This window comes from Sinomonas sp. RB5 (assembly GCF_054063535.1).
On sequence record NZ_JBSSGJ010000012.1, the window covers coordinates 24,805 to 48,362 of the forward strand.

Sequence of the window (23,558 nt, forward strand, 5' to 3'; positions counted from 1 at the left end):
TTCCGGGCGCGCTTCCCTCTCAGACAAGGCCAGCCAGTCCGGCACGGGAACTCACCCCCAGCTTCATGAACACCTGGTACAGATGGCCCTCCACCGTGCGGACGGAGACACCGAGCTCGTCGGCGATGTCCCGGTTGGAGGAGCCGGAGGCCGCGAGGACGGCGATCTGGCGCTCGCGCTCGGTGAGCATCGGGGCGGGCGTCTGGGGGACGAGCGGCAGCACCGGGAGCACCCGCGCGAGCCGGTCCAGCCGGGTCTGGGCGAGGCCGGCCGCCACCGAGTTGCCCTCGCCCCGGGCGAAGTCGAGGGCGAGGGCGGCACACCGGGCCTCGACGGCGTCCAGGCGGAGCTCGTAGGCCTGCTCGGCGGCCGTGAGGAGCCCGGTGACGTCCCTCCGGCGCGTCGCGGAGGCCACGGCGGCGCAGAGGTGGGCGAGGGGGCCCTGGCGGTGGTGCGCGAGCCGCTCGATCCACAGGAACTCCCGCTCGCCGCCGACCAGGCTCGCCTCGAAGACCGCGCTGCCCGCGGCGCTCGTGCGCCCCGCGGCCTCGTCCCGGGCCGCACGGGCCAGCATCGCCGCAGGCCCGTCGCCCTGGCCGAGCCAAGTGCGGGCAGCACCCTCGCACTGGTCGGCGCACATGGCGAGCTGCCAGAACATCGGCCCCCGGGCCTTGGCTGCGAGGGCGAGGAACCGCTCGGCCTCGCCCGAGTCGCCGATCTGGGCGTACGCGAGGGCGGCGGCGGCATAGGCGGCGCGGAGGGCGTTGAGCGCCGGGAACTCCTCGAGCTGCGCGGCCGCACTGAGGACGGGGCCGAGTGCCGCCGAGCCGTGCCCTGCCGCCAGGTGCGCGAGGGCGAGGTACAGCTCGGCGATCCCGCCGCGCAGGGTGAGCCGGCGCCCGCCCTTGTCCATGTACCCCTCGAACAGGTCGACGCACCGCTTCCAGTCCCCGATGGCAGTCCAGACGGAGAACGCGGACGCCATGAACTCGCCCTCGTCCGTGCGCCGCGGCGCCGAGAACTCGATCGAGGCCAGCAGCGCCGCGGCGTCCGCCTCGCGCCCGCAGGCGGCCCAGGCATGCGCCAGCACGAGGGAGCAGCCGCGCCGGAAGCCCTCGCTCGAGTCCGCGTCCCGCGACGCGGCCTCGAGGCGGGCCAGGATGGGCATGAAGTCACCGGTGAACGCGTGCGCTCTGAACTCTGCGAGGTCGAGCACCTCGGCGGCCGCGCGGTCCGGCCCGGATTCCTCCGCGCGCACGGCCAGCCGGTCCCATGCCGCGCGCAGCGGCTCCAGCGCATCCCCTGCGCCGGAGAGCCAGCAGCGCAGCTCCGACATCGCCGCCGCATGCCGCGCGGCATCCACTGCCTCGAGCGAGCCGAGGACGTCCGCGGGCACAGCCTCGAGGACGGAGAGCGCCTCGTCCCGGCGCTCGAGCCTCGCGAGGGCCGCCGCACGGCGGAGGGCAGCCTCGAAGGCCAGCGGCCCCTCGAGCCCCGGCAGCCGGTCGAGCAGGGCGAGCGCCCGGTCCGGCTCGGACAGCTCGACCGCCGCCGCGGCGGACTGCAGCACGAGGCCGGGATCCGGCGTGCTGCCGACCTCGAGCGTCCACTCGACGTAGGAGATGAGCTCCTCGTGGTCCAGGCCGCTCTCCTCCGACGCGCCGCCGAGGGACATGAGCGAGGCGAGCTCGCGGTGGCGGTCCGGCCCGAGCCTGGCCCGGACGAGCTCGGCCATCCGCGGCTCGCGGAGGTAGGCGCAGCGGTGCTGGCTCGCGTCGACCGCGATGAGGCCGCGGTCCTCCATGTCGACGAGGACCTCAGAACCAAAAAGGCCCGCGAGGGCCGTGATCGGCACCCTGCGGGCCACTGCGAGCTGCTCGATGACCTCCCTGACATCCTGGGATTCCCGGGCCCAGCGCGCGCGGATGAGGTCGTCCGCGCCCCGTACCGGCTCCGGCCGGACCGAGCGGTCGAGGGTCCACACCCCGCCCCGCTCGTGCAGGTTCCCGCGGGCGCGCTCGCGGTGGACGATCCCGTACACCTCGGCGGGATTGCCCCCGCAGGCGTAGTGCACCTCGCCGATGGTCGACGACGCCACCCTGCCGCCCACGATCGCGGCCACGAGCCTGCGCGTCTCGGGCACGCCGATCCGGCCGAGCGCGATCTCCCTGATGCGTCCGCCGCGGACGAGGCGGGCGAGGTCCGGGGGGAGATCTGCGACGGCGGGCGCGATCGCCAGCAGCCGCGCCGCGCGGCTGAGGACGAGGTGCATGAGCACGGCCACGCTGTCCTCCGCGAGCGGCCCCACGAGGTCGAGGGTGAGCACGACGTCGCGGCCCGCCGCGTCGTCGGCGAGCATGCGCTCAAGGGCCAGGAGCAGGCCGGTGCCCGAGGACGGGGCGGACTTGGGGAGCCGGGCGAGGAGTGGACCGAGGCAGGTGGAGGGGGGCGCCCCGGGCCCGGACGGACCGGACGAGGCACGCAGCCGCATGGTGTGCACGTTGGGTCCGAGGGCGGAGAGCACGGCGCCTGCGAGGAAGGACTTCCCCACTCCGGGGGCTCCAGTGATCACCACGCCGAGGCTGGAGTCCTGGGTGAGCGCCCCGACCGCTGCGTCCAGCTCGGGCTGGCGCACGAGCGTGGCCCAGTGCCGCCTGTCCGCCTGCCGCTCCGTGGGCGGCGCAGGCGCGCCGGCTGCGCCGCCCGCCTCCACCAGGCTCGGTATGTTGTTGCCCATCTGTGCCTCCACCTCGGACGTGGGCCCCCAGCCGCCCGAACAGGCACAGCCTACGGCCGCCCTCGGGCATTGCAAAGGGACCAACGCCCCGGATTCAGCAGGGCTCCGATGTGTTACTGGGGCACGCTGGTGTTGCTGGGGTATGCCGGCGTTACGGAGCCGTCCCGGCGGCGGCCTGCCGCGCGGCGTCCTCCGCGGCGACCCAGGCGATCATGGCGCACTTGACGCGGGCGGCGTAGCGGGAGACGCCCTCGAAGGCCGCGGCGTCCCCGAGCACCTCGGGGTCTGCGGCCACCGTGCCCCGCGAGCGGAGCATGGCGCGGAAGGCCTCCACGAGCTCGCCGAACTCGGCGACGGTGAGGCCCTCGGCCTCGTCGTGGAGCACCGAGGCCGAGGCCATGGAGATCGAGCACCCGGCCCCGTCCCACCGCAGCGAGCGGACCACGCCGTCGTCCACCCGCACCCTGACCGTCACCTCGTCGCCGCAGACCGGGTTGAGCTGGTGGGACTGGGCCTCGCGGGGCCCCGGCTGGCCCTCGAGCCCGCCGCCGTGGCGGGCCTTCGCGTGCTCGAGGATGATCTGCTGGTAGAGGGAATCCAGGCTCATCGCGCCACCCCGAAGTAGCTGCGGACCTCGGAGAGCGCCGCGAGGAAGGCCTCGACCTCGTCGCTCGTGGTGTAGAGGTAGGCGCTCGCCCGCGTGGAGGCGGTCAGCCCCAGGCGCCGGTGGAGCGGCTGCGCGCAGTGGTGGCCCACCCGCACGGCGATGCCCGCGCTGTCGAGGTACTGGCCGACGTCGTGGGCGTGGACGCCCTCGACGTCGAACGCGGCCAGCGCGATCCGTTCGGAGCCGTGCCACTGCTCGCCGGGGGCCGGCCCGAGGAGGCGCACCCCGTCCAGCGCGGCGACGCCCTCCGCGAGGCGGCGGCCGAGCTCCGCCTCGCGGGCATGGATCCTGTCCATGCCCACGTGGCCCAGGTAGTCCACCGCGGCCGCGAAGGCCACGGTCTGGGAGATGCGCTGGGTCCCGGCCTCGAAGCGCTGGGGTGCGGGCAGGTACTCGGCACGTTCCATCGTCACGGTCGTGATCATCGACCCGCCCACGAGGAACGGCGGGAGGGCATCGAGCAGCTCGCGGCGCCCATACAGCGCGCCGATCCCCGTGGGCGCGAGCATCTTGTGCCCGGAGAAGGCCGCGAAGTCGACCCCCAGGGCCGCGAGGTCCAGGGGCAGGTGCGGCGCGGACTGGCAGGCGTCGAGCACGGTGAGCGCGCCCGCGCGGCGGGCGAGCGCCACGAGCTCCTCGACGGGGGCCACGGAGCCCAGCACGTTGGAGGCGTGCGAGAACGCGAGGACTCTGGTGCGCGGGCCGATGATCCGCTCGGCCTCGTCCATGCGCAGCTTCCCCGCGTCGTCGACGGGGATCCACCGCAGGGTCGCCCCGGTGCGGAAGGCGAGTTCCTGCCACGGGATCAGGTTGGCATGGTGCTCGAGCTCCGTGACCACGATCTCGTCGCCGGGCCCCACGGCGAGGGCACGCAGGTCTTCTCCCCCTCGCCCCCGTTCCGCCCACAGCGTCGCGGTGCCGAGCGCATAGGCGACGAGGTTGATCGCCTCGGTCGCGTTGGAGGTCCACACGAGCTCGTCGGGCGAGGCGCCCACGAACCGGGCGACGGCCACGCGGGCGTCCTCGTAGGCTTCGGTGGCCCGGACGGCGAGTTCGTGGGCCCCCCGGTGCACGGCCGCATTGCGCTGCTCGTAGAACTCCTGCTCGGCCTCGAGGACGCTGCGGGGGTGCTGGCTCGTCGCGCCCGAGTCGAGGTACACCAGCGGATGGCCGTGGACCGTCGTCGCGAGCACCGGGAAATCGGCGCGGATGCGGGAGACTTCGGCATCGTCCAGCGCCGGCTGGGCAGGCAGGAGGGTCGACGGCGTCTTGACCAGGGCCACGGGACGGGACTCCTTCGATGGAACGAGGCTGCCGGACAGCAGCATGAATTAGGGCATGCGAACATGCCGGAATCCATTGTCCCACGCTTGGCGGGCGGCAGATCCACCACCCCAGGAGTCCCAAGGCGGGGCCGGCGGCGGCTGGGGGGAGGAACCTTGGTCTCGGGGAGGTTCCGACGCCGCCGGCCCAGTCCTTGGGGACGATGGCCGCGAACCCGGGGGCTGCGGCCACACCCCACTTTCGCACCCTGCTGCGTGCCTGCGCACGGGTAGTGACTACTTGTCTTCGGGCCCCTCCCCGCGCCGCGACTACTTGCTCGCCGCGAGGGTGTACTCGGATCCCCTAGGGGCCAGGCGCCGGGCCACTGGTTCCGAGCGCGGAGCCGAGCTGCTCCCGGCTCGTGACGGCCAGCTTGGCGTAGGCGCGGTAGAGGTGCCCCTCGACGGTGCGGACCGAGACGGTGAGCCGTTCGGCGATCTCGCGGTCGCTGAGTCCTGCCGCGGCGAAGGCGACGACCTCGCGCTCCCGCGGGGTCAGGAGGGCCGCGCCGGCGGACGGGCGGGGGGCCCCGTCGCCGAGGAGCGCGTCGCATGCGGACTTCTTCGCCCAGGCGGCGCGGGCCTCGGAGCGCTGGAGTGCGCGGTCGAAGCCGCGGGACGCCTCGGCGAAGCAGTCCCCCGCATAGGCGGTCCAGCCTCCGTCCGAGAGCCGCTCCCCCGCCTGCAGGAGCCCGGCGGGGCTGCGCTCGGCGAACGCGGAGGCGAGGAGGGCGGCCGCTTCGGCCCACCGGCCTTCCGTGCTGCGGGCCACCTCGAGCAGGCGCCCGAGCCGGTCCCGGCGGCCTGCCTCGAAGCAGAGGAGCTCGCCCTGCAGCGCCACGTCGAGCCGACCCTCCCCTGCGGCCGCGTCGACCGTGGCCTCAAGGCTGTCTCCCGCGCCGGTGGCTGCCGCGCCTGAGGACCCCGGGGCAGCGTCGAGCGCGTGGCCGGCGGCGGCGCTGAAGAGGGCCGCCAAGGGGTGCAGCAGCGCCATAGAGGGCGCCGCCGGATCCTCAGGCTGGTCCGGGTCGGACGGGTCCCGGTCGGACGGGCCCGGGCCGGACTGGCCCACGCGGAACTGGGCCAGAAGGGCACGGGCCGGGCCGTGCTCCCCCGCACGCGCCCCCGCATATGCCGCGAGCGCGGCGGTGAAGGGGAGAAGGTGCCCGGGGTCGCGGCCCTGGAGGGCGTCCAGGGCCGGAGCCAGCGCGTCCCAGGCCTCGCGGAAGCGCCCACACCGGGCCAGGGCCACTCCGCGGGCCGTCTGCGCTGCCGCGCCCTCCGCGACCAGGCCCGCGGTGGTGGAGATGAGGAAACGCTGCAGGTCGTCCTCCGCGGCGTCCCACTCCCCTGCCGCGAGGCCGGCCAGGACCAGGCGGATCGCCGCGAACGCCTGCAGGAAGGGCGCCGCATCGGCGTCCTCGGTGGCGCGCTCCAGCGCGGCGCGCAGCGGCGGCGCCGCCCCGACCGGCCTGCCGGCTGCGACCAGGAGCTCGGCCTCGACCGCGCCGGCCACGGCCTCGGCTGCCCACCCCTGCAGGGCCACGGCGTCCCGCCCGGGCCCGGCGCGCCAGCGGCCCAGCCCCGACGCCACTGCGTCCCGGTCCCCCGCTGCGCAGGCTGCGGCCAGGCCCAGCAGATCGCGCAGGCCTCCTGCTCCCGCTCCGGGGAGCCGTTCGACGTCGTCGCGGACCGCCACCACCGGGTGGCCGAGGGCCCCGCGCGCTGCGAGCCACACGAGGGCTCCGGCCAGCCCCGGGCGCAGGACGCCGCGCTCCGAGGCAGTCGGGCGGAGGAGGGCGACCGCCTCGGCGTACCGGCCGCGGCTGTACGCGACCTGCCCGAGCACCTCCCGGGCCGCATCGCGCGATGCCGGCAGCCGGACGGCGCTGGCCGCCTCCACGGCGAGGGTGTTCCCGAGCCGCCGCAGGGAGAGGCGGCCGGCTCGCAGGAGGGCCTCGTCCTCGACCGGGACCCCGCAGTCGAGCGCCCAGGTCACGGCGCGGACGAGGCCCTCCGCTGTGGACGCCTGCCGCGCGAGGTGGCCTGCGGTCCGCTCCCGCAGCGACAGCGAGGCGGTGAGCGGGATCAGGGGCAGCAGCGCGTCGCCGTACAGCGCGTGCCGGAGCCGGAGCACGCCGTCGGGGCCCTCGGCCGGGCGCACCAGCCTCATGGCGGCAAGCCGCCTGACGGCCTCGGCGCCGCATTCCCGTTCCACGAGCTCGAAGGGGGCCGGCTCGGCGACGACGATGAGCGTCAGTGCCTCCCGCTCGTCGGGCCCGAGCCGGCCGAGCTGTGCCCGGATCAGGGCGAGGAGGCCCTCTCCTCGGTGCGGAAGCTCGCCGGTGACGAGCCAGGTCTGCCCGTGCCGGCGCAGCGTTCCCGCCTTCCGGGCCTCCTCGACGAGGCGCGCGAGCAGGAGGGGGTTGCCCCCGGACTCCCGCCAGAGCAGCAGCGGGACGGTGGGCAGCACGGGGCCGCCGAGCTTCGCCTCGAGGTAGCGGCGCACCTCGTCGACGGCGAGGGGTGCGAGGTCGACCCGTTCGACGCCGTCGTCGAGCCACAGTTCCATCAGCGGCCTGGGCAGGGCTGCTCCGCTGGGCGCGGCCAGGGCGGCCTTGGCCCATCGGGCCGAGACGAGCTCCGCGACGACCTCGCTCGAGGCAGGATCCAGCTCGTGCGCGTCGTCGATGACGAGGAGCAGGTCCGCCGCGGACTTCTGCCGCAGTGCCTCCACGGCCCGCCAGAAGGCCCGCAGGACCTCGACCCGTGAGCCGGACTCCGCCGGGTGCGTGTTTCCGAGGAAGGGTGCGAGGACGCTGTACGGGACCTTCGCGAGTGCCGGGCTGCCATGGAGGCGGAGGACTTCCAGCCGTTCGCCGAGCGCGGCCGCCACTCGGTCGAGCAGGGCGGACTTGCCCATGCCCATCTCGCCCAAGACCAGCACGGCGGCTGTGGCCGGCCGCGTGAGGAGCTCGACGACGCGCTCCGTGTCCGCGCGCGACCCCTGCGGCGGCGGACGGTGTGGAGGCCCGGGGCTCATGCGGGGCCGCCCCGGGGCACCGTCACAGCAGGTCCGCCAGCTCGCCCCGCGTCGAGACGGAGAGCTTGGCGAAGATCTGGTAGAGGTGGCCCTCCACGGTCCGGACGGACAGCCCGAGCAGCTCCGCGATGCGCCGGTTGGAGGTCCCCGATGCCGCGAGGGCCGCGACCTCCTGTTCACGGTCGGTGAGCACGGGCGGCGCGTGCCGGGGCGTGAGGGGGAGGACCGCGAGCCGGCCCGCCAGGGCTTCGAGGCGCGGGCGCAGGCGCCGCACGGCCGCGGCGTCGTCCATCTCGCGCGCCCGGTCGAGGGCCACGGCGGTGCACCGCGATTCGACCGCGTCGAGTTCGAGCCCGGCCGCGAGGTCGGCCGCGGCGGTGAGGTCCTCGAGGCGCCCGGTCCGGGTCCCGCGGGCCAGCAGGAGGGCGAGCTCGGCCAGCTGGCCCTGCCGGTGCGCGCAGACGTCCTCGAGCAGGCGCAGGTCGTCCAGGTGGGCGCTGACGGTGGCCCCGAGGAGCTTGACGCCGGCCTGGTTCCACCGCCCGTTCGCGATGTCCTCGCGCGCCGAGGCCACGAGCCGGGACGCTGCCTGGGGGTCCCCGATCCACCGGCGCGCCATCTGCGAGCAGAACTCGACGATGGAGCGGGCCTGGTAGCTGCCCTGCGGGCGCCAGCGGTCCAGCTTCTCGAGCCACTTCCGCGAGGCCGGGGCGTCGCCCTGCTGGGCGTAGGCGAAGGCGGTGGCGGCGTAGGCGGGCCCGAGCAGGGCCGCCGAGGGGCGGCGCTCGAGGAGCGCGAGCGCGGAGAGGAGGGGGCCCAGGGCGTCGTGGCCCCGTCCCGCATAGACGCAGGCGAGCCCGGCCGCGAGCTCGAGGGAGGCCCCGGTCGTCCTCAGCCGCTCGAGCGAGACCTGGGACGGGCTCCTGAGCAGGGCGAGCGCCTGCCGCCAGTGCCCGTTGAACAACAGGACGCTGAAGGCGCGGACCGCGAAGGCCTGTCGCAGCGGCGCCGAGCCCTGGTTCCGGCCCAGCTGGGCCGCGACCTCATGGAGCAGGGCAAGGCCTTCCTGCTCCCTGCCGAGCATGGTCCTGGCCTCCATGAGGATGCAGGCCGCGCGGAGGCGGATCTCGTCGTCGGCCGGGTCGGGGTCCGCGACCATGGCCTCGAGGCGGTCCACGATGCGGCGGTAGTCGCCGGCGAAGGCCCGGTGCTCGAAGTCCGCGAGATCGAGCACTGCGGCGGCGCGGCGGACCTCGGGGTCCGGGCCCGGCCCGGACCCCGGCCCCAGCAGGAGCCTGGCGCGGGCGTCCGTCAGGAGCTCCTCGACCTGGTCGGCCCGGTCCGGTACCCACCGCATGGCCTCCGCCTGGGTGGCCGTGAGCTCGGCCGCGGCTGCGGGGCCCAGCAGGGCCAGCTCGTCCTCGGCGACCTGGTCCAGGCACGCGAGGGCCTGCTGGGGCAGCTGCAGCAGGAGCAGGGCCCGCGCCCGCAGGTGCTGGACGGTGGGCCAGGTGGCGGGCTCGCGGTCGATCCCCTCGAGGCAGTCGAGCGCGAACCGCGGGTCGAACAGCCGCAGGGACGCCGCGGCGGCGGCGAGGGCATGCCGCGGGGACAGCAGCGTGTGGCACTCTCTGGCCCAGGCGGCCAGCCCGAGGAGCTCGAGTGCGGTGGTGGCCCCGACGGGCGGCTCGCCGTCGGGGATCAGCAGCGCGCGCAGCTCGCGGCGGCGGGGTACCGAGAGCCATCCGCGGACCACCTCCGCCACGAGCGGGTCGGCAAGGGCCACGGAGTGCCGCCCCGCGTCGTCGACCGTGACGAGGCCGTCGTCCTCCATCTGCGCGAGGTCCTCGCTGCGGAACACGGCAACGAGCCGCGGCAGCGGGATCCGGCGCGCGCACGCGAGCGCCTCGACGATGGTCCGGATGCGTTCGGGCTGCCGCTCGATGTGGGCCCGCACGAGGTCGTCGATCTGCCGGATGCCGCTCATCTCGGCGTCCGAGGCGAGGGTCCACACGCCGTCCGTGGCGTCGAGGGCCCCGCGCTGGAGGAGTTCGGCGGTGGCGAGCAGCGTGACCTGCGGGTTGCCCCGGGACATCGCATGGAGCTGGAACCCGACGGTCTGGGGGACGATCCCGCCGAGCAGGGAGCGCAACCCCTGCAGGGTCTCCTCGGCTGCGAGCGCGGCCAGGGGGACCTCGCGCAGCCGGCCCTCGGAGAGCATCCAGTGGAAGTCGGCGGGAAGCTCGCTTGCGCGGTCGGCGACGAGGACGACCTTGGCGGTGCCCGTGACCATGACGTTCACGAGGGTGGCGATGCTGAGCTCGTCGAGGTTCCTGGAGGTCTCGAGCGACAGCACGGCGGTGCGGCCCCCGGCGTCGGAGGCGAGCAGCTGCAGGATGCCCCGCATGATCGACCCCGGGTCAGTCTGGGCGTCCTCGGGCAGCCGCGCGAGCAGCACGGCGAGTGCGCCGTACGGGGTCCTGGCCCCCGCGGTCGTGGCGCGGAGGCGGACGGTGTGGGCGGAGCCGTCGAGGTCGGCGAGCAGGGCCGAGGCCACCGCGGACTTGCCGAGGCTCACGTCCCCGGTCAGCACGACCCCGTAGGACTCGGGCGCGGCCAGCGCCGCCGTCGCGTCCGCGATCTCGCGGGACCTGACGGTCCGCGCCCAGGCCAGCCTGTCGCCCGCGCGGGCCTTGGCGTCGCGCAGGAGCTGGCCGGTCTCCTCCGCCTCGGTTCGCGTCAGCATCTGACCTGCGCCCCCATGCGTCGGCACGTCCCCGGCGAGGACGTCGCTGGGGAAACCGTAGCGCGGGCGCCGGCGGCGGCAGCAGGGCCGAATGTCACGCCCCTGCCGGGAGGCTAGGCCTTGGCCGGGTGGAACTTCTGCTGGGCGGCGGCGAGGCCGTCCCGGGCGAGCATCTCGACGGCGTCCGCGGCCTCGTCGAGGAGGAACGGCAGCTCCTTCTTCTCGGCGGTGGCGAAGTCGCGCAGCACGAAGTCGGCGGCGTCCATGCGGCCGGGGGGCCGGCCGACGCCGACCCGCACCCGGAGGTAGTCCTTGGTGCCGAGGGCCTTGGAGATGTCCCGCAGGCCGTTGTGGCCGCCCTCGCCGCCGCCGAGCTTGAGCCGGACGGTGTTGAACGGGATGTCCAACTCGTCGTGCACGGCGACGACGTGGCTGGGATCGATGCCGTAGTACTTGGCGAGGGAGGAGGTCGGGCCGCCGGAGACGTTCATGTAGGTCAGCGGCTTGGCGAGGACGGCGCGGGGGCCACCTACCCACAGCCTCCCCTCGAGCACCGCGGCGCGCGCGCCCTTGTGGGCGGCGAACTTCCCGCCCATGCGGGAGGCGAGGGCGTCGAGGACCATCTGCCCCACGTTGTGCCGGTTCCCGCTGTACTCGGGCCCGGGGTTGCCGAGGCCTACGACGAGCCAGGTGTCGGTCATGGATGCGCTCCTTGGGCTGGGCGGGCGATCGGCGGGCGGGGGCCCGCCACGTCGAAGCGGCCCGTCCCGGGTGGGACGGGCCGCCTGACGCAGTACAGCAGTCGGAAGACTACTCGGCGGGGGCCTCCTCGGCCTCCGGAGCCTCCGGCGCCTCGGCGGCCTCGCCGGCCTCCTCCTCCGGGGCCACCTCGACGGCCTCGGAGACGTTGACCACGAGGGTCTCGCCGTCGGTCAGGAGCGCCACGCCGCTCGGCAGGGCGATGTCGGCGGCGTGGACGTGCTGGCCGGCCTCGCGGCCCTCGACGCTGACCTCGAGCGCGGTCGGCAGGTGGGTGGCCTCGGCCTCGACCGAGACGGTCACGGCCTCCTGGTTGGCGACGAACCCGGCGGCGACCTCACCGGTGACGTGCACGGGGACGTCGACGGCGACCTTCTCGCCGCGGCGGACGGTGAGGAGGTCGATGTGCTCGATCGTCTGGCGGACGGCGTTGCGCTGGATGTCCTTGACGATCGCGAGGTGCTCCTCGCCGGCGATGTCGAGGGTGAGGAGGGCGTTCGGGACGCGCACGGCGATCATGGTCTCGTGCCCCGGGAGGGTGACGTGGATCGGCTCGGCGCCGTGGCCGTAGATGACGGCGGGAATCTTGTGGGCGGCGCGGGCGCGGCGGGCGTAGCCCTTGCCGAACTCGGTGCGCTTCTCGGCTGCGAGCTTCTCGCTCATGGGGTCTCCTTCGATGGTTCGTTGGCGCGAGGTCTGCCGACCCCGCCCGGCCCCGTGGGGCACTGCGAAGGAGCTGCCAGACCCAGTCGATCACGGAGCGGGCGCTCCCTCGCCAAGGTTCGCCAGCCATCCTAGCGGGGCGCCGGGGCGTCCGCCAAAACGACGCACGACGGCGCCGTCCCCGCCTCAGGTGGGGACGCCGCCGTCGTGCGCGGGTGCTGCAGCTAGCTGCGGCCGTCGAAGAGGGACGTGACCGAGCCGTCGTCGAAGACCTCGTGGATCGCGCGGGCGATGAGCGGGGCGATCGAGAGGACCGTGAGCTGCTCGAAGCGCTTCTCGGCCGGGATCGGCAGGGTGTTGGTCACGACGACCTCGCGGGCGCCGGACTCGGCGAGGCGCTGCGCGGCCGGGTCGGAGAAGACGGCGTGGGTCGCGGCGATGATGACGGAGCGGGCGCCGGCGTTCTTCAGGACCGTGACGGCGCCGGAGATCGTGCCGCCGGTGTCGATCATGTCGTCGATGAGCACGCAGTCGCGGCCCTCGATCTGGCCGACCACGGTCTTGGAGACCGCGGAGTTGGGCACGTTGACGTCGCGGGACTTGTGCACGAACGCGAGCGGGGCGCCGCCGAGGCGCTCGGCCCACTGCTCGGCCACGCGCACGCGGCCGGTGTCCGGCGAGACGACCGTGACCTTGTTCAGGTCCACGCGCGTGCGGACGTAGTCAGCCAGGAGCGGGATGGCCATGAGGTGGTCCACGGGGCCGTCGAAGAAGCCCTGGATCTGCGCGGTGTGCAGGTCCACGCTCATGAGGCGGTCCGCGCCGGCGGTCTTGTAGAGGTCCGCCATGAGGCGCGCCGAGATGGGCTCGCGGCCGCGGTGCTTCTTGTCCTGCCGCGCGTAGGGGTAGAACGGCGAGACCACGGTGATCCGCTTGGCGCTCGCGCGCTTGAGCGAATCGATCATGATCAGCTGCTCCATGATCCAGTTGTTGATCGGCGCCGGGTGGGCCTGGATCACGAACGCGTCCGCGCCGCGGACGCTCTCCTCGAAGCGGACGTAGGTCTCCCCGTTCGCGAAGTCGTACGCCGAGGTCGGCAGCAGCTCGGTGCCGAGCTCCTTGGCGATCTCCTGCGCGAGCTCCGGGTGGGCGCGCCCGGAGGCGAGCACCAGGCGCTTCTCGCCATTGGCCGTGATCTCGGTCATCTACTTGCCTTCTTCTTTCTTCGAGGGGGATGCGGCGGAGGAAGGTGGTTCGGGGGCACCGTCGGCGGCACCTGCCGCCGCGGTCCTGGCTCCGGCGGCCGCGGCCGCCGACGGCGAGCCGGGGCGGTGGGCCTCGGTCCACCCTTCGGCGTTGCGCTGCGGGGCGACGGAGAGGGCCAGGGCGCCGGCGGGCACGTCCTTGCGGACGATAGCCCCGGCGGCCGTGTAGGCGCCGTCGCCGACCGTGACGGGCGCCACGAAGACGGTGTTCGACCCGGTGCGCACCTGGGCGCCGATCACGGTGCGGTGCTTGTGGACGCCGTCGTAGTTGGCGGTGATGTTGCCGCAGCCGATGTTCGCGCCCTCGCCGACCTCGGCGTCCCCCGCGTAGCCGAGGTGGGAGAGCTTGGCGCCGCGGCCGATCTGGGCGTTCTTCGTCTCGTAGAACGCGCCGATCTTGCCCTCGGGCCCCAGCCGCGTGCCGGCGCGCAGGTAGGTGAACGGTCCCACGGTGGCCCCGGCGCCGATCTCGGATCCGGTCCCGTCGGTCCGCTTCACGGTGGCGCCCTCGCGGACCACGCAGTCGGTGAGGGTCGTGTCGGGGCCGATCACGGCGTCCCGCTCCACGACCGTGGCGCCGTGCAGCTGGGTGTTGGGCTTGAGGGTGACGTCCTCGGCGAGCTGCACGGTGGCGTCGACCCACGTGGTGGCGGGGTCGACCACCGTCACGCCCGCGCGCATCCAGGCGTCGAGGATGCGGCGGTTGTGCTCGGCGGCGAGGGCCTGCAGCTGGACGCGGTCGTTGGCGCCCTCCACCTGCCAGCGGTCCGTGGTGGCGAGGGCGGACACGCGGCCGCCGGCCGCGCGGGCGAGTGCGAGGACGTCCGTGAGGTACTTCTCGCCCTGCGCGTTCTCGGTGGTGACCTGCCGGAGCGCCTCGCGCAGCACGGCGGCCTCGAACGCGTAGATGCCCGAGTTGACCTCGCGGATGGCGCGCTCGGCGGCGGTCGCGTCCTTGTGCTCGCGGATCCCCGCGACCGTGCCGTCGTCCTCGCGCAGGATCCGGCCGTAGCCGGTCGCGTCCTCGAGCACGGCGGTGAGGACGGTGACCGCGTTGCCCGCGGCCTCGTGCTCGGCGACGAGCTCGGCGAGCAGGGCGGTGGTCAGCAGGGGCACGTCGCCGTAGGTCACCACGACGGTGCCCGAGAGCTGTCCGCCCTCGGCCTCGGCGTCGAGCGCCTCGAGGGCCACCTCGACCGCGCGGCCGGTCCCGGGCACCTCGTCCTGGTCGACGATGACGGCGGCCGGGTCGTGCGCGGCGATGTGCGCGGCCACGAGGTCGCGCTCGTGCCGCACGACGGCGGCGAGCCGGCCGGGCGCGAGGCCGCGGGCGGCGTCGAGCGCGTGGGCGACCATCGAGCGGCCGCCGAGCGGGTGGAGGATCTTCGGGGTGCGCGACTTCATCCGCGTCCCCGCCCCGGCGGCGAGGACGATCACGGCAGCGGGGCCGTGCTGTTCGTGCGCCGCGCGCGGGGCGCCGGCGGGATGCGGCCGCCCCAGGTCCTCTGCTGTTGAGCTCTGTCCGGGGGTCTCCGCATTCACTGTCGCTGGCTCTCCTGGTCGATCGGCTGGCGAGTGGGGCTGTCGGCAATTCTAGCCAGTGCCGTCGGCTGGCCAGTGCGTTCCGCCCCTAGGATTCGAACCTAGACTGCACGGCTCCAAAGGCCGGCGTGCTGCCATTACACCAGGGCGGAGTGCACGCTGCCGCCGGGACGGGCGCGGCACAAAGCTCAATTCTGCCATGGATGGCCGCCCGGGCCGGTCGCGGGACGAGGAACGGGCTCACGGGCCTTCGGAAGGATCCGGGTCCCGTGGGCTCCTGAGCGTCCGCTCCGCGCGTTGCTCGCTGCGGCTCTTGCGGACGCGCCACACGACGAGGGCGATCACTGCGACGACGAGCACGCCGGCGGCGATGTCGCGCCCGGCGGTCTTCGCCACGGCGTCGTACGAGGCACCGGCGAGGTAGCCGAGGACGGCGAACCCGGTGCCCCACACGGCGCCGCCCATCGCATTGAACGCGAGGAACCGGGGGTACGGCATCCGGGACGCCCCGGCGAGGGCGGGCATCATCGCACGGAAGAACGCGACGAACCTGCCGAGGAACACGGCCGACCCGCCGCGGCGGCGCAGGAACTCCTGCGCGTCCTCGAGGCGGCGGCGGTGCCTGTCGAAGACGCGGAATCCGAGCAGCCGCTGGCCCAGGTGCCGCCCTACCTCGTACCCGACCGTGTCCCCGAGGATCGCGGCCGCCACGATCACAGGTGCCATGGTCCAGATGTCTGCCTTGCCCTGATTGGCGAGCACGCCCCCGAGCACAGCGGCGGTCTCGCCGGGAACCACGAATCCGACGAAGATCGCGTCCTCCGCGAAGACAAGCCCGAACACCACCAGGTACGCCACGAGCGGCGGCATGGCGAGGATCGCATCGACGAGGGAACCCACCCAGCCGATGCTAGGCGGTGAGTCTGGGAGCGGCCAGAGCCCGCCCGCAGCGCACGTCGTGGACGGTCAGCCGGTCAGCCGGCGCGGCGCCGGACGAGGGCGGCATCCGTGCTGTGCACCATGTGGCGGCCCTGTCCGCCGTGCTCGATCACCCACAGGACCGACCCGTCCGGCGACACCGCGTCGACGATGCCCGAGACCGAGAGCCGCCCGGGGTCGACCACCGTGACCGGATCCCCCGGCACCACAAGGGCGAAGTCGTCGCTCCGAGCGCCCATGCGTCTCCCTTCTGCGAGCCGCCGTGGCCTGCTGCGTCCAGCGTAGGGAAGGAGGGTGCCGGCGCGGTGACGGGAAGGTGAACGCTTGGACGCGCCGCGTCAGACGCCCGGGCGCTACTCGAGGACCTCGGAGGCCTCGAGCCACGCGAGCTCGAGCTCGTCCTTCTGGCCCTGCAGGTCCTTCAGCGCGGCGTTGAGGTCCCCGAGCCGGACGAAGTCCTCGGCGGAGGCGGCCATCTGGGCGTGCAGCTTCTCCTCCTGGGCGGCGAGCTTGCCGAGCTGGCGCTCGATGCGCGCGAGCTCCTTGCGGGCCTCGCGCTTCTCGGCCTCCGAGCGGCCCGCCGGGGCCGGCTGGGCGTCCTGGGGGGCCTGTCCGGGCAGCGCCTCCGCGGCGGCGAGCGCCTCCTCGCGCAGGGCGAGGTACTGCTCGACGCCGCCGGGCAGGTCGCGCACCTTCCCGTCACCGAGGAGGGCGAGCTGGTGGTCGGTGACGCGCTCGAGCAGGTAGCGATCGTGGCTGACGACGACGAGGGTGCCGGGCCACCCGTCGAGGACGTCCTCGACGGCGGCGAGGGTGTCGGTGTCGAGGTCGTTCGTGGGCTCGTCGAGCATGAGCACGTTGGGTTCGCCCACGAGGAGGCGCAGGAGCTGGAGCCGGCGCCGCTCGCCACCGGAGAGCTCGGAGACGCGGGTCCACTGCTTCTCGTTGGTGAAGCCGAGCTGCTCGACGAGCTGGCCGGCCGTGAGCTCCTTCGAGCCCACGCTGAACGTCTGCTTCTCGCGCTGGATGACCTCGATGACGCGCAGGTCGGCGACATCGTCGAGCTCGCGGACGTCCTGGCTGAGCACGGCCGGGACCACGGTCTTGCCGCGCTTGACCCGCCCCGAGGTCGGGGCGATGTCCCCCGAGAGCAGCCGCAGGAGCGTGGACTTCCCGGCGCCGTTGACGCCGACGAGGCCCACCCTCTCCCCCGGTGCCAGGCGCAGCGTGATGTTGTCCAGGAGCGGCTTCGCGTCCGCGCCGCCGCCGTCGTAGGCGAGGGTCACGCCCTCGAGGTCGATCACGTCCTTGCCCAGGCGCGCGGTAGCCATCTTGGACAGGGCCACGGTGTCCCGCGGCTCGGGGACGTCGGAGATGAGCGCATTGGCGGCGTCGATGCGGAACTTGGGCTTCGACGTGCGGGCGGGCGCGCCGCGGCGCAGCCACGCGAGCTCCTTCTTCACGAGGTTCGCACGCTTGCCCTCGACGACGGCGGCCATCCGGTCCCGCTCGGCCCGGGCCAGCACGTAGGCGGCGTAGCCGCCCTCGAACGGTTCCACGATGCCGTCGTGGACCTCCCAGGTGTCGGTGCACACCTCGTCGAGGAACCAGCGGTCGTGGGTGACCACGAGGAAGGCGCCCTCCGTGGGCCGCCACCGCGTCTTGAGGTGCCGGGCGAGCCACGCGACCCCCTCGACGTCGAGGTGGTTGGTGGGCTCGTCGAGCATGATGACGTCGTGCGGCTCGATGAGGAGCTTCGCGAGGGCCACGCGGCGCTTCTGGCCGCCCGAGAGGGAGCGCACCTGCGCGTGCCAGTCGACGTCGGCCACGAGGCCGCCCATGATGTCGCGGATCGTGGGGTTGGAGGCCCACTCGTAGTCGGCGCGGTCCCCCACGATCGCGGCGCCCACGGTGAGGTCGCCGTCGAGCAAGTCACCCTGGTCGAGGTAGCCGACGTCGACGCCGCGGCGCCAGGTGACGCGGCCGCCGTCGGGCGCCAGCCGCTGGGCGAGGAGGCGCATGAGGGTGGACTTGCCGTCTCCGTTGCGGCCCACGATCCCGATCCGGTCGCCCTCGTTGAGGCCCACCGTGACGCCGTCGAGCACGGTGCGCGTGCCGAAGGAGATGGCCAGGCTCTCGCCGCCGAGGAGGTGTGCCACAGGAATCCTTGCCAGTCGGGTGAAGGGGACTACAGAAGGGTATCGCTGACGATCCGGGCCCCGGGCACGGGCCCGTGGACGGCGAGCGCCTCGATCCCCTGGTGGGCGAGCTCCTCGGCGAGGTCGGCGGCGGCCGCGGCGTCGGCGGCGAGGAGGGCGACGGTGGGCCCGGAGCCCGAGACGATCGAGGCGAGCGCGCCGTGCGAGTCGGCCCACCCGAGCGTGTCGCGCAGCTGGGGGGCGAGGCCCACGGCGGCGCGCTGCAGGTCGTTGACCAGCAGGTGGGAGAGGCCGCCGGCGTCTCCGGCCCGCAGGGCGGCGAGGACAGCGGGCTCGACGTGGGTGGGCTCGGGGACGGTGAGGCCCTCGGCATCGCGGAGGCGGTCCAGCTCGGAGAACACCGCCGGCGTGCTCAGGCCGAACGGGGCCGGGACGAGGACCCAGTCGAACCGCGTGGTGGCGAGCGCCGGGGAGAGCTGGTCCCCCACCCCGAGGCCCACGGCGGCGCCTCCCAGCAGGGCGAAGGGCACGTCCGCGCCGAGCTCGGCGGCGACGTGGGCGAGCTCCTCCTTGGACAGGCCCGAGCCCCAGAGGGCGTCGCACGCGAGGAGGGCCGCGGCGGCATCGGCCGATCCCCCGCCCATGCCGCCGGCCACGGGCACGCGCTTGGTGATGGTCAGGTGCACGCCGGTGGGGTTCTCGGTCATCTCGGCCATGAGCCGCGCGGCCCGCACGGCGAGGTTGCGCTCGTCGAGGGGGATGTCCAGCTCGTCGAGGTCCAGGGTGCTCTCGGGGCTCAGGCTCACCGTCACCCCGGGCTCGGGCGAGGTCGTGGCGGTGACCTCCTCGAACAGCGAGACGGCGAGGTAGATGCTGGCCACTGAGTGGTAGCCGTCCGGGCGGCGGGGGCCGACCCGCAGGGAGACGTTGACCTTGCCCGGGGCGCGGACCTTCACGGACCTCGGGCGGGGGTCGGGTCCGGAGGGGCTGGTGCGCATGCCCCCCACGCTATCGGACGGCGTCGGCCGCGGGCGCACCCGCGTCCGCCGGACGGTGCTGCTCGGCGATGCGGGCGAAGTCGGCGATGCCGAGGACCTCGCCGCGGGCCTGCGGGTCCACGCCCGCCGCCCGCAGTGCCCGCTCCGCCTCGGCACCCGAGCCCGCCCAGCCGGCCAGCGCCGCCCGCAGGGTCTTGCGGCGCTGGGCGAAGGCGGCGTCGATCACGGCGAAGACCTCGCGGCGGCTCGCAGAGGTGACCGGCGGCTGGGTGCGGGTGAAGGCCACGAGGCCGGAGTGGATCTTGGGCGCGGGCCAGAAGACATTCATGCCGATCACACCGGCCTTGCGCATGGTCCCGTACCACGCGGCCTTGACGCTGGGGACGCCGTAGACCTTGGAGCCGGGCTCGGCCGCGAGGCGGTCGGCCACCTCGTCCTGGACCATGACGAGGCCGTGGCGCAGCGACGGGAAGTGCTCCAGGAGGTGCAGGACCACGGGCACGGCGACGTTGTAGGGCAGGTTCGCCACGATCGCGCTGGGCTGGGCGAACGGCCCCGGCGGGAGCTCGGTGGTCTTCAGGGCATCGGAGAGCACGAGCGCGAAGCGCCCGACGGCGTCGGGCCGCCAGCGCTCGACCGTGGCGGGGAGCTTCGCGGCGAGGACGGGGTCGATCTCGACCGCGACGACGTTCGCCGCCGCGTCGAGCAGGCCGAGGGTGAGCGAGCCGAGGCCGGGCCCCACCTCGAGGACCGTCTCGGACGGGTCGACGCGGGCCGCCGTGACGATGCGGCGGATCGTGTTGCCGTCGATCACGAAGTTCTGGCCGAGCGTCTTGGTGGGCCGGATCCCCAGCTCGGCCGCGAGGGCACGGATGTCGGCGGCTCCGAGGAGCGGGCGGGAGCCGGGGGCGTCAGTCACCCGAGCATCCTACCGGGGGCGGAGGGTGCGCCTCAGCCGCCCGCCGCGCCCGCGCAGCCCCACGGGGAGGGGCCGGCCTTGTCCCGGCCTCTCAGCCGCCCGCCGCGCCCGCGCAGCCCCACGGGAAGGGGCCGGCCTTGTCCCGGCCTCTCAGCCGCCCGCCGCGCCCGCGCAGCCCCACGGGGAGAGGCCGGCCTTGTCCCGGCCTCTCAGCCGCCCGCCGCGCCCGCGCAGCCCCACGGGGAGAGGCCGGCCTTGGCGTAATACGTGTTGGCGACGGCGATCTGCTGCTCGCGGGTGGCGAGGGCGGCGTTGGGGGCGTACTGGCCGCCGCCGTTGGCGAGCCAGGAGGAGATGTCGAACTGGAGGCCGCCGTAGTACCCGTTGCCGGTGTTCGCGGCCCAGTTGCCGCTGGACTCGCACTGGGCGATCTTGTCCCACATGGCGGCGTTCATGACGGCGGGCGCGGCGGCGCCGGTGTTCTGGCCGGTGCTGGCCGCCTTGGGCTTCGTGCCCACGAGGATCTTCTCGGTGACCGCGGCCCGGGTCACGTTCTGGGACACGAGCGTGCGCTGGGCCACGCGGCCGTCGACGGTGACGCTGCTGTAGTGCTTCTCGACCGTTCCGTCCACGCCCTGCTGCACGACCTTCGTCTCGCCCTCGGTGAGGTCGGCGCTCTCGGTCTTCTCGGTGCTGTACGGGAGCGTCTCGGTGACCGTGCTCGCGGCGGAGGTGTCGACCCGGGTGACCTTGAGCGCCATGTCCGCCACGATGGGCGCGTTGCGGGGAGCGGAGATGCGGTCGGCCGGCCCTGGGGTGATGCCCAGCTCCGTGAGGAGGTCCGCGACGGTGGCGGCCGTCGTCGTGCGCGTCACGGGGGTGCCGTCGACGATCACGGTGACGTCCTTCGGCGTGCTGATCCGGATCGGGGCCGGCGCCGCCTCGAGGCGGGTGGAGCGGTCGAGCGAGACGAGCGAGGTCGGGGCGATCCCGAGCTGGCTCACGAGCGCGGCGACGTCGGGGGCGGTCGTGTCCACCGTGCGCCGGGCCCCGTCGAGGTCGACCGTGACGCGCTTGGCGCGGCTGACGGTGACCACGGATCCGTCGGTGACCGTCGCGCCGAGGGCGGGCGAGACGCGGTCCGCAGAGCCGAGCTGCACGGACGCGCTGCGGACCACCTCGTCCACCGTGGAGGCGAAGGTCGTGACGGTGCTGGCCTGCCCGTCGACGGACAGGGTCACGGTCTTGCCGTTGACCACGAAGGCCGTGGTCCCGAGCGCGAGCGCGGCCACCACGGCGGCCTGGCCCGCGGCACGGACGGGAGAACGGCGGGGACGGACCGGTCGTGCTGCGCGGCGGCCGTGGTTGCTCACAGGGGTCCAATCGTCGGTCCATCCGGGCACGGCGGCCCCGGGCACGGGGCAGGGAGGACCGGGAGATGGACGACGGCGCGCCCGCGGCACTGCTCCTGCCTCACCCCGAGGGGGCAAGTGCCCGGCGTCTGCGGCGACCCCGGCTGTTGGGGATCACAGTAACCGAAACGTTACAGAGAGGCCAGTCAGATCACGGAATGGCTACGGGCCACCCCGTGGCGCCGCGTGGGGTCAGGCCCAGGAGCCGTAGGCCCGCTCGGTGTTGGCGGAGAGCCGCGAGCAGAGCTCGGCGAGGTCTGCTCCGAGGACCTCGGCCATGGAGCGCACCGTGTACGGGACCATGTAGCTCGCATTGGGCCGGCCGCGGTACGGGTGCGGCGTGAGGTACGGCGAGTCGGTCTCCACGAGGATCCTCTCCGGCTCGGCGATCGCGAGGGCCCGGCGCAGGTTCTCGGCGTTCTTGAAGGTCAGCGTCCCGGCGAAGGACATGAACCAGCCGTGCTCGTTGCAGGTGCGGGCGAGGTCCTCGTCCCCGGAGAAGCAGTGGAACACGACCGTCTCCGGGGCGCCCTCCTCGCCGAGGAGGCGCACCACGTCCTCGTGGGCGTCGCGATCGTGGATCTGCAGGGTCTTGCCGAGGCGCTTTGCGAGGTCGATGTGCCAGCGGAACGACTCGTGCTGGACGGCCAGGGCATCGCCCTTCGAGCGGAAGTAGTCCAGCCCGGTCTCCCCGATGGCCCGCACGCGCGGGTGGGCGGCGAGCTGCTCGATCTCGGCGTAGGCCGCCTCGAGCTCGCCCCGCGCGGCGTAGCGGGGGGCGTCGTTGGGGTGGAGGGCGACGGCGCCGAGCAGCCGGGCGTCGGCGTCGAGCGCCTGCACCGTGAAGCGGGAGGAGGGCAGGTCGCAGCCCACCTGGACGGCGCGGTCCACGCCCACGGCGGCCGCGGCGTCGAGGGCGTCACTGACGTCGACTTCCACGAGGCCGTCCCTGAAGTTCAGGTGGGTGTGGTTGTCCACCACGGGCACCGGCAGGGGCTCGGGCGCCGGCGGGTACTCGAGGCGGCGCGAGCGGCCCGACTCGTCCGCGGCGGCGCGGCGGCCGGCCGGCGAGGTTGCCTCCTCCGCCGTGCCGGCGGTGTCGGTGGGGCGGTAGGCGGCGGGCGGATGGGCTGAGCACATGGCCTCCACTGTAGTTCGCGGACCGGCTGCGCCCGCCCGCATCGGGGCCCGGCAGGGCTGCCGTGCGGCGGTACCCGGGCCGAGCGCGATGCGGTGGCTGCGGGTAACGTGGAGCTAGGTGTGGCGCACGCCACAGCATCAGGGCCGCACGCAGGCGGCGGCCGGCCGGGAGGGCGCACATGGACGGTCATCAGGGCGGCGTCGATCAGGCAGGGGGCTCCGTGAGCGCCCTGCGTCCGCTCCACCACGCCGAGTCGCCCGAGCCCATGGAGGCGGGGCGCTTCAAGGCCGCGTGCGAGCGGATCCTCGCCTCCATCGGCCAGGTGGTCGACGGCCAGGCGGAGGCCGCACGCCTGGCCCTCACCGTCCTCCTGGCCCAGGGCCACCTGCTCGTCGAGGACGTCCCCGGGGTCGGCAAGACGATGCTGGCCAAGACCCTTGCCCGGTCCATCGACTGCTCGGTCAGCCGCATCCAGTTCACCCCGGACCTCCTCCCGAGCGATGTCACCGGGGTCTCCATCTACAACCAGGCCACCCGGCAGTTCGAGTTCAGGCCGGGCGCCGTGTTCGCGAACATCGTGATCGGCGACGAGATCAACCGGGCCTCGGCGAAGACCCAGTCCGCGCTGCTCGAGTGCATGGAAGAGCATCAGGTGACCGTGGACGGGACCTCCTACGTCCTCAGTGAGCCGTTCATGGTCGTCGCGACCCAGAACCCGATCGAGATGGAGGGCACCTATCCCCTCCCCGAGGCGCAGCGGGACCGCTTCATGGCGCGCATCTCGATGGGCTACCCGGACGCCGCCGCCGAGGCGGAGATGCTCGAGAGCCACCAGTCGGAGTCCCCCCTGCTGCGGGTCGAGCCCGTGGTGGACGCGGCCGAGATCCGAGCCATGATCGCCACCGTCAAGGACGTCTTCGTCTCCGCGCCCGTGCGCGACTACACCGTGGAGCTGGGGCGGGCGACGCGCGCGAGCGAGCGGATCCGCCTCGGCGCGAGCCCGCGGGCCGTCCTGCAGCTCCTCCGCGCGGCGAAGGCCCGCGCCGCCCTCGCCGGGCGCGACTTCGTGCTGCCCGACGACGTCGCCGCGATGGCGCCGGAGGTCCTCACCCATCGCCTCGTCCTCGACCGCCGGGCCTCGGGCAGCGGGCTCACGGCGGCTGCCGTCCTCCGGGCCGTGGTGGACTCGGTGCCCATCCCCATCACCGGGCAGTCCGGCGCCCGGCGCCACGGATAGGCGGTCCGG

The 23,558-nt window shown here is 74.2% G+C and carries 17 protein-coding genes and 1 tRNA gene; 1 reads left to right on the forward strand and 17 read right to left on the reverse strand.

Going from position 1 to position 23,558, the window contains the following annotated elements; genetic code table 11:
* Positions 1-19: 19 nt before the first annotated feature.
* From ACVWWH_RS13995 to ACVWWH_RS14075, 17 genes are all read right to left on the reverse strand, one after another.
* Positions 20-2,737, reverse strand: coding sequence for a LuxR C-terminal-related transcriptional regulator (locus ACVWWH_RS13995; RefSeq protein ID WP_457316979.1), 2,718 nt, complete (start codon positions 2,735-2,737; stop codon positions 20-22).
* Positions 2,738-2,888: 151 nt separating this feature from the next.
* Complete coding sequence (sufU, locus tag ACVWWH_RS14000; RefSeq protein ID WP_066496978.1) at positions 2,889-3,344, reverse strand: Fe-S cluster assembly sulfur transfer protein SufU; 456 nt, start codon at positions 3,342-3,344, stop codon at positions 2,889-2,891.
* Entirely contained in the window at positions 3,341-4,687 is a 1,347-nt protein-coding gene (locus tag ACVWWH_RS14005) for an aminotransferase class V-fold PLP-dependent enzyme (RefSeq protein ID WP_457316980.1), read from the reverse strand. Before ACVWWH_RS14005 ends, sufU begins: the two co-directional genes overlap by 4 nt.
* 343 nt (positions 4,688-5,030) lie before the next feature.
* Positions 5,031-7,769, reverse strand: coding sequence for a LuxR C-terminal-related transcriptional regulator (locus tag ACVWWH_RS14010; RefSeq protein ID WP_457316981.1), 2,739 nt, complete (start codon positions 7,767-7,769; stop codon positions 5,031-5,033).
* 22 nt (positions 7,770-7,791) lie between these two features.
* Positions 7,792-10,515, reverse strand: coding sequence for a response regulator transcription factor (locus ACVWWH_RS14015; protein WP_457316982.1), 2,724 nt, complete (start codon positions 10,513-10,515; stop codon positions 7,792-7,794).
* A gap of 113 nt (positions 10,516-10,628) precedes the next feature.
* On the reverse strand, positions 10,629-11,216 hold the full coding sequence (gene pth, locus ACVWWH_RS14020) for an aminoacyl-tRNA hydrolase (protein WP_066496971.1): 588 nt from the start codon (positions 11,214-11,216) through the stop codon (positions 10,629-10,631).
* Between the two features lie 109 nt (positions 11,217-11,325).
* On the reverse strand, positions 11,326-11,937 hold the full coding sequence (locus ACVWWH_RS14025) for a 50S ribosomal protein L25/general stress protein Ctc (RefSeq protein WP_457316983.1): 612 nt from the start codon (positions 11,935-11,937) through the stop codon (positions 11,326-11,328).
* A 224-nt stretch (positions 11,938-12,161) separates the two neighbouring features.
* The gene (locus tag ACVWWH_RS14030; RefSeq protein ID WP_066496966.1) at positions 12,162-13,142 is read right to left on the reverse strand and encodes a ribose-phosphate diphosphokinase; all 981 of its coding nucleotides are present in this window, start codon (positions 13,140-13,142) and stop codon (positions 12,162-12,164) included.
* Positions 13,143-14,702, reverse strand: coding sequence for a bifunctional UDP-N-acetylglucosamine diphosphorylase/glucosamine-1-phosphate N-acetyltransferase GlmU (gene glmU / locus ACVWWH_RS14035; protein WP_457317031.1), 1,560 nt, complete (start codon positions 14,700-14,702; stop codon positions 13,143-13,145). It lies immediately after the preceding gene.
* Between the two features lie 122 nt (positions 14,703-14,824).
* Positions 14,825-14,896 (reverse strand) — tRNA-Gln (locus ACVWWH_RS14040).
* 88 nt (positions 14,897-14,984) lie between these two features.
* On the reverse strand, positions 14,985-15,644 hold the full coding sequence (locus ACVWWH_RS14045; RefSeq protein WP_457316984.1) for a DedA family protein: 660 nt from the start codon (positions 15,642-15,644) through the stop codon (positions 14,985-14,987).
* 74 nt (positions 15,645-15,718) lie between these two features.
* A complete protein-coding gene (locus tag ACVWWH_RS14050) occupies positions 15,719-15,922 on the reverse strand; it encodes a hypothetical protein (RefSeq protein ID WP_066496963.1) in 204 nt (67 codons plus the stop codon).
* Positions 15,923-16,036: 114 nt separating this feature from the next.
* On the reverse strand, positions 16,037-17,842 hold the full coding sequence (locus ACVWWH_RS14055; RefSeq protein ID WP_457316985.1) for an ABC-F family ATP-binding cassette domain-containing protein: 1,806 nt from the start codon (positions 17,840-17,842) through the stop codon (positions 16,037-16,039).
* A gap of 29 nt (positions 17,843-17,871) precedes the next feature.
* Positions 17,872-18,840 carry a 4-(cytidine 5'-diphospho)-2-C-methyl-D-erythritol kinase gene (locus ACVWWH_RS14060; protein ID WP_066496960.1) on the reverse strand — a complete coding sequence of 323 codons (969 nt, stop codon included), beginning with the start codon at positions 18,838-18,840 and terminating at the stop codon, positions 17,872-17,874.
* A 10-nt stretch (positions 18,841-18,850) separates the two neighbouring features.
* On the reverse strand, positions 18,851-19,759 hold the full coding sequence (rsmA, locus tag ACVWWH_RS14065) for a 16S rRNA (adenine(1518)-N(6)/adenine(1519)-N(6))-dimethyltransferase RsmA (protein ID WP_457316986.1): 909 nt from the start codon (positions 19,757-19,759) through the stop codon (positions 18,851-18,853).
* A gap of 209 nt (positions 19,760-19,968) precedes the next feature.
* The gene (locus tag ACVWWH_RS14070; RefSeq protein ID WP_457316987.1) at positions 19,969-21,132 is read right to left on the reverse strand and encodes a ubiquitin-like domain-containing protein; all 1,164 of its coding nucleotides are present in this window, start codon (positions 21,130-21,132) and stop codon (positions 19,969-19,971) included.
* 231 nt (positions 21,133-21,363) lie between these two features.
* Positions 21,364-22,311: a TatD family hydrolase gene (locus ACVWWH_RS14075; protein WP_457316988.1), complete on the reverse strand. Its 948-nt coding sequence runs from the start codon at positions 22,309-22,311 to the stop codon at positions 21,364-21,366.
* Between the two features lie 179 nt (positions 22,312-22,490).
* Between ACVWWH_RS14075 and ACVWWH_RS14080 the strand changes: the two genes are divergently transcribed.
* Positions 22,491-23,549 (forward strand): AAA family ATPase, encoded by a 1,059-nt coding sequence (locus ACVWWH_RS14080; protein WP_066496955.1) that lies wholly within the window; start codon positions 22,491-22,493, stop codon positions 23,547-23,549.
* Positions 23,550-23,558: the final 9 nt, after the last annotated feature.

What these genes read in the sequence shown, in the direction of transcription:
- ACVWWH_RS13995 (WP_457316979.1), bottom strand. Translation starts at nt 2,737, where the DNA reads ATGGGCAACAACATACCGAGCCTGGTGGAGGCGGGCGGCGCAGCCGGC.
- sufU (WP_066496978.1), bottom strand. Translation starts at nt 3,344, where the DNA reads ATGAGCCTGGATTCCCTCTACCAGCAGATCATCCTCGAGCACGCGAAG.
- ACVWWH_RS14010 (WP_457316981.1), bottom strand. Translation starts at nt 7,769, where the DNA reads ATGAGCCCCGGGCCTCCACACCGTCCGCCGCCGCAGGGGTCGCGCGCG.
- ACVWWH_RS14015 (WP_457316982.1), bottom strand. Translation starts at nt 10,515, where the DNA reads ATGCTGACGCGAACCGAGGCGGAGGAGACCGGCCAGCTCCTGCGCGAC.
- pth (WP_066496971.1), bottom strand. Translation starts at nt 11,216, where the DNA reads ATGACCGACACCTGGCTCGTCGTAGGCCTCGGCAACCCCGGGCCCGAG.
- ACVWWH_RS14025 (WP_457316983.1), bottom strand. Translation starts at nt 11,937, where the DNA reads ATGAGCGAGAAGCTCGCAGCCGAGAAGCGCACCGAGTTCGGCAAGGGC.
- ACVWWH_RS14030 (WP_066496966.1), bottom strand. Translation starts at nt 13,142, where the DNA reads ATGACCGAGATCACGGCCAATGGCGAGAAGCGCCTGGTGCTCGCCTCC.
- ACVWWH_RS14050 (WP_066496963.1), bottom strand. Translation starts at nt 15,922, where the DNA reads ATGGGCGCTCGGAGCGACGACTTCGCCCTTGTGGTGCCGGGGGATCCG.
- ACVWWH_RS14060 (WP_066496960.1), bottom strand. Translation starts at nt 18,840, where the DNA reads ATGCGCACCAGCCCCTCCGGACCCGACCCCCGCCCGAGGTCCGTGAAG.
- ACVWWH_RS14075 (WP_457316988.1), bottom strand. Translation starts at nt 22,311, where the DNA reads ATGTGCTCAGCCCATCCGCCCGCCGCCTACCGCCCCACCGACACCGCC.
- ACVWWH_RS14080 (WP_066496955.1), top strand. Translation starts at nt 22,491, where the DNA reads ATGGACGGTCATCAGGGCGGCGTCGATCAGGCAGGGGGCTCCGTGAGC.